Source organism: Streptomyces sp. NPDC018964 (assembly GCF_044390325.1).
In the GTDB taxonomy this organism is placed as follows: Bacteria; Actinomycetota; Actinomycetes; order Streptomycetales; family Streptomycetaceae; genus Streptomyces.
This window is the reverse complement of sequence record NZ_JBIRYZ010000057.1, coordinates 1-4,792: the sequence shown is the minus strand read 5'-3', so window position 1 is coordinate 4,792 and position 4,792 is coordinate 1. Positions and strand designations below refer to the sequence as shown.

Sequence of the window (4,792 nt, the reverse complement as noted above, 5' to 3'; positions counted from 1 at the left end):
TGACCAGTTGAAGGAGAAAAAGGAGTTAAAACAACAGGTGGACACTCTAAAAATTGAGAACCGGTCTTACCAAAATGAGAATCGGGAATTGAAATTAGAGAACGGAAAATTGAAGGGAAAACTCGTGCAGATCAGCAAGGAGTTTTCTGTTTTTAAAGAGAGGGTGGGCAAAGTTTTACACGCTCAACTTGACCGAGTAAAAACGTTCTTGAGGATGAATGATGTAGACCGAAGTACAATCAAGTTCCTGGATGATAGGCAAGATAAATTAGTCCAGGACTCTTTAGAAAAAATGGAGAAGCCACAAAGGCAAAAAGGGATGGAGATGGAACGCTGATGAAGGTGAAACAATTGGTTGAGAAGTTGGAGAAACTAGACCAAGAGGGAGAATTAATGCTTTTTATGAGGGATAGAAAGAGACCTCATTTAGGTTCTGGAACTCTTATTCCAATAAAAGATATTGGTGTTTTTACAAGTGTTGACCAAGATTCAAATGAGGGCAAATATGCTCTTGAAATAAAGAAAGGCGAGTAGTTATCTACTCGCTTTATTTTAAGTTTTCACGTTCTCTAAGGGCTTTAAATTTATCAAATTGGCTTTTGTATTCAAAGTCCTTGTTTTCCTTTTTGCTGACAAGGATTTTACCATCGTATTTAGCAAATTTCTTTTTGTCATTGCCATCTGTCCAAGCAAGGTCTTCGTTCACTACATAGACGTTTGATGTTCCCATTTTTAAAACATTTAAAAATCCATTCTCCTCTAAAAGCTTTACTGCTCTGTAAACTGTTGACCTTGATTTGCCAAAATAATCTTCAAAAACTGCATAAGAACAAGCTAAAGCATTTCTGTTATCCATGTGTTCCAAGATAAAAAATAATAAAGAACTTGCGAAGTTATGATTTGCCATTAACCATCTTAATTCTGGCATGTTGTCACGATAAAGCTGGATGAAATTATGATTTTTCTTTTTCTCTTCAAATTGCTCTTTGTCTTTGTTTTCTTGCTGTTCAAGATCAATAAGTCTTTGAAGCATTTGAAGTTGTTCAGGGGTTAACTCAACATTAATTTTTCTCTGCTCGTCCAATTTACGCACCTCTGCTGGCATAGAATCCTTCTCTCCCTTGTTATGTATCATCAGCTGTGATACCTATATGTATAATTTATGACACATCATAGGTCAAAAATGAACTATAGTCAAGCAAAAAATGACACATCTTAATTCAACTATGTGTCACAAGCTATGACACATATACGTGTCACAAGCTATGACACATTACCTTAACTAAAACATTGATATATCAACATTTTTTCTGTGTTCCCTTCTATATCTCCTAAAGGGCTTTTCTCCACGCAAGGTTCGGGTAGTATTTTTCGGACAGACCACCGAAAAATCTCCACCCTTTTCTCCTTGCATTCCGAAATTTTGGCGGTGCTGTACTTTCGCCAAGCCGACGTACCTAAAACGAGGAATTCAGGAAATCGGCTTGCTCGAGCCATTATACCGCCAAAACCGCCAGAGCTTCCGTTCATAAATTTTCTCTTTTGCCTTATGGATCTACGCAATATGGGGGCTTCCCCCAAACCCCCTTGCCAGCCTCCACCCTAAAACAAGGGGAGAATTGATGGTGTTCGAATAAAAATCTTTGATATTTAGAAATCTAATTTTAAAGAAGGGAGTTGAGCTTTCATGAATAGTAACAGTAGCATTAATAAAAGTAATTTAAATTTATTAGCCGTAGTAGCACTAGGATTGACGACAATTTACACCGCAATATTAGCGACTCAATTAATGTCCACAAAACATAAAGTTGATTATTTATATTACAAAGAACATTTTCAAAAAAATAATAAGGGGAATAATAATTAATCGCTAAAACAATGAGAGGCGCTCTAGAAGGGGTAGAGTCCTGAAAATGCGGATTTACAACGGTAATGTAATTTTCACCCATAAATAAAGCCGATTTTAAGAAATCGACTGTTGAACTAAAGCTCCCTTTACTTTAAGTACATTTCTTCACAATCTTTAGATTAATTTATTGGATTATTTTTATGTGAAAGAGTGATATTAAATAAGAGCTTTAATTCGATTGACAAAAAAACCGTCCAGAAGGTATATTATATGTATCTAAGTTATGGAGGTTATTATGTCTATTTCAAAGCATGCTAATAAGAAAAAAAATATATTGATTGCTGCATCTGAAATTGTAAAAGAAGAAGGAGTTGTCAAACTCACATTAGAGGCAGTCGCCCAAAGAGCTGGCGTGAGTAAAGGTGGATTATTATACCATTTTCCTAGCAAGGAAGCATTAATTAAAGGAATGGTGGAAGATTGGACAAATAATTATTTCGAATGCATTAATACGTTAGTTAATAACGACGATGATAACGCAATAGGAAAATGGAATAGGGCTTATCTTAAATCTACATTTTCCGATTTAGAAAACAATAATCTAAATTCCGCACTAATGGCTGCTATGTTTATTAATCCAGATTTATTAGATGAATTCCGGCAGAGATACGATATTTTGCATACAAAGTTAATAACTGATGGAATTGATCCTGTCAAAATAACAATTACAAGATTATCCATAGATGGTCTTTGGTTTTCAGAAATATTTGGAATGGCACCATTAAATGAAGAACTAAAAACACAAGTTTTTGATGAACTAATAAACATGATTCAGGAGGACGAATAATGTCATATCTATATTTAGCACTTGCAATAGTGGGGGAGATTATTGGCTCTTCCCTATTAAAAGCATCTGAAGGCTTTTCAAAACTCTATCCTACAATAGGGGTAATAATAGCTTTCGTTGGTTGTTTTTTCTTTTTATCCTTGTCGCTAAAAACAATCCCCTTAAACACTGCATATGCATTATGGGCAGGTTTAGGACTTGTTTTGACTACAGTAATTTCAGTTTTAGTTTGGAAGGAAAAACTTAACATGGCTAGCATTGCAGGAATAACACTGATTCTTGTAGGAGTTGTAATATTGAATTTGTTTGGACCAGGACATGGAGAATCTGGTCATGAAGCAAGCGAAACTATTACAATGAATGAGACAATGGAATAACACATAAAAAAGTCCTTCTTAATAAAGAGAAGGACTTTTTAGCTTAATTAAGGGTATTTTTTGAAGTCCTTATTCAACAAACCTGCGTACGTTAGTTTAAGTGTATCACTTCACAATTCCAATAGAGTAGAGTTTATTGAGACATAATGAAATTAGCGTTTTAAATGACTTCTGACTGTCTCATAAGACTTGTATCAAATGCTTACCGTTGTAAATCCGCATTTCCCTGACGCTACCCCTAGAAGCGTCTTTTTTGCTTTTTAAGGGTTTTTACTAGGGGCAACCTCTTACAAAGGCGAGAGAGGCCCGTATGGCGTCTGTCAACGGTACCGGACCGAAGGGAGGATAAGGAGTTGATAGACTCACTTCACCAAGACCCTCTTGGTGTCTCAAAAGGCAACACCTTTTGAGCTGCCTACCGGCGAGGGAGCCCCTCAAGGATTGAGGGGTTGGGGAGTTCGATTAAGGGGGTCTGGGGAAGAGTTCCCCAGTGGGTTTGGGCAAAGCCCAAGGTTTGGCTTTTAGCGTCGCAGACCACATGAAACTTTGCGTGCAAAGTGTAGTGTGTTACACTTTCTATTAATCTATCGATTTTCAGAAAGGGTGCGTACCCCATGAGTTACTCCATTATCCGAATGCAGAAAATGAAATCAAATGGGATAAAAGGGATTCAATTTCACAACCAAAGAGAGAGGGAAAGTGAAACGAATCCCGACATCAATAAAGCTGATTCTCATCTGAATTATGACTTGATAAACGGTCAAAGGCAGATTGATTACAACGAGAAAATTAGCCAAGTAATTGAGGACAATGTGACCTCTGGAAAAAAGATCCGTAAAGATGCAGTTAAGCTGGCTGAATTCTTAATTACCTCTGACAAGGAATTCTTCGATAAAATTTCACCCAAAGAGCAGAAAAGGTATTTTGAAACGGCTCATGAGTTCCTTGCTGATCGATACGGTGAAAAGAATTTAATCTATGCGACTGTTCACTATGACGAGAAAACCCCTCACATGCACGTAGGCTTCGTTCCAGTAACGGAGGATGGCCGACTATCGGCTAAAGATTTCTTTGGCCAGAAAAAGCAACTGGTGAGTCTTCAGGACGATTTTAATCAGTACCTGAAGCAAAATGACTTTAATTTGGAAAGAGGGGTCTCGTCGAGCCGTAAACACGTGGAGACGGCTAAATATAAGGCTCAAACGTTTCAAAGCATGGAGAAGGAAGCCCAAGAGAAATATGAGCGGACAATGGGGCATATTCAAGAGATTGATGATAAATCGAAATCGATTGCGAATATCGAAGCTAAAAAGGTTCTAGGGCTTGTTGGAATGAAGGAACAAGACTACAAAAGCCTAGTCGATTATGCGACCAATGGTGTGGCTTATCAGCTACAAGCAGAGAATCTGCAGAAAGAGTTGGAAAAGACTCAAAAAGAAGTTACGCAGCTGAAAGCTGATATGCAAATTGGACAAGATAAAATTCGCTATTACTACAAAGATATTGAAGAGAATTTAGACTCCTTAGCAGAGAAAAAAGCACTGCAAAAAGTGAAGCAAACAGACATTGTAAAGAACTATGGAGACTTGATAGAAAAGTACAATGGACTCGTTAATAAATATAATGACCAGTTGAAGGAGAAAAAGGAGTTAAAACAACAGGTGGACACTCTAAAAATTGAGAACCGGTCTTACCAAAATGAGAATCGGGAATTGAAAT

The 4,792-nt window shown here is 37.1% G+C and carries 6 protein-coding genes; 5 read left to right on the top strand and 1 reads right to left on the bottom strand.

Annotation, left to right across the window (positions count from 1 at the left end; genetic code table 11):
- Positions 1–337, top strand: a 337-nt coding sequence (locus ACH5AO_RS37090; RefSeq protein ID WP_398932534.1) for a hypothetical protein, incomplete at its 5' end; no start/stop codon positions are given.
- Positions 338–342: 5 nt separating this feature from the next.
- On the top strand, positions 343–534 hold the full coding sequence (locus tag ACH5AO_RS37085) for a hypothetical protein (RefSeq protein WP_358236531.1): 192 nt from the start codon (positions 343–345) through the stop codon (positions 532–534).
- Between the two features lie 13 nt (positions 535–547).
- Here the strand turns inward: ACH5AO_RS37085 and ACH5AO_RS37080 are convergent, their stop codons facing one another.
- A complete protein-coding gene (locus ACH5AO_RS37080; RefSeq protein WP_048558832.1) occupies positions 548–1,105 on the bottom strand; it encodes a replication/maintenance protein RepL in 558 nt (185 codons plus the stop codon).
- A gap of 1,039 nt (positions 1,106–2,144) precedes the next feature.
- Here ACH5AO_RS37080 and ACH5AO_RS37075 point away from each other — a divergent pair.
- From ACH5AO_RS37075 to mobV, 3 genes are all read left to right on the top strand, one after another.
- Positions 2,145–2,696, top strand: coding sequence for a TetR/AcrR family transcriptional regulator (locus ACH5AO_RS37075; protein ID WP_000028029.1), 552 nt, complete (start codon positions 2,145–2,147; stop codon positions 2,694–2,696).
- Positions 2,696–3,073 carry a quaternary ammonium compound efflux SMR transporter QacH gene (gene qacH / locus ACH5AO_RS37070; RefSeq protein WP_000121134.1) on the top strand — a complete coding sequence of 126 codons (378 nt, stop codon included), beginning with the start codon at positions 2,696–2,698 and terminating at the stop codon, positions 3,071–3,073. The genes ACH5AO_RS37075 and qacH overlap by 1 nt, the downstream gene beginning before the upstream one ends.
- 614 nt (positions 3,074–3,687) lie before the next feature.
- On the top strand, positions 3,688–4,792 hold a 1,105-nt coding region (mobV, locus tag ACH5AO_RS37065), incomplete at its 3' end, for a MobV family relaxase (protein WP_398932532.1).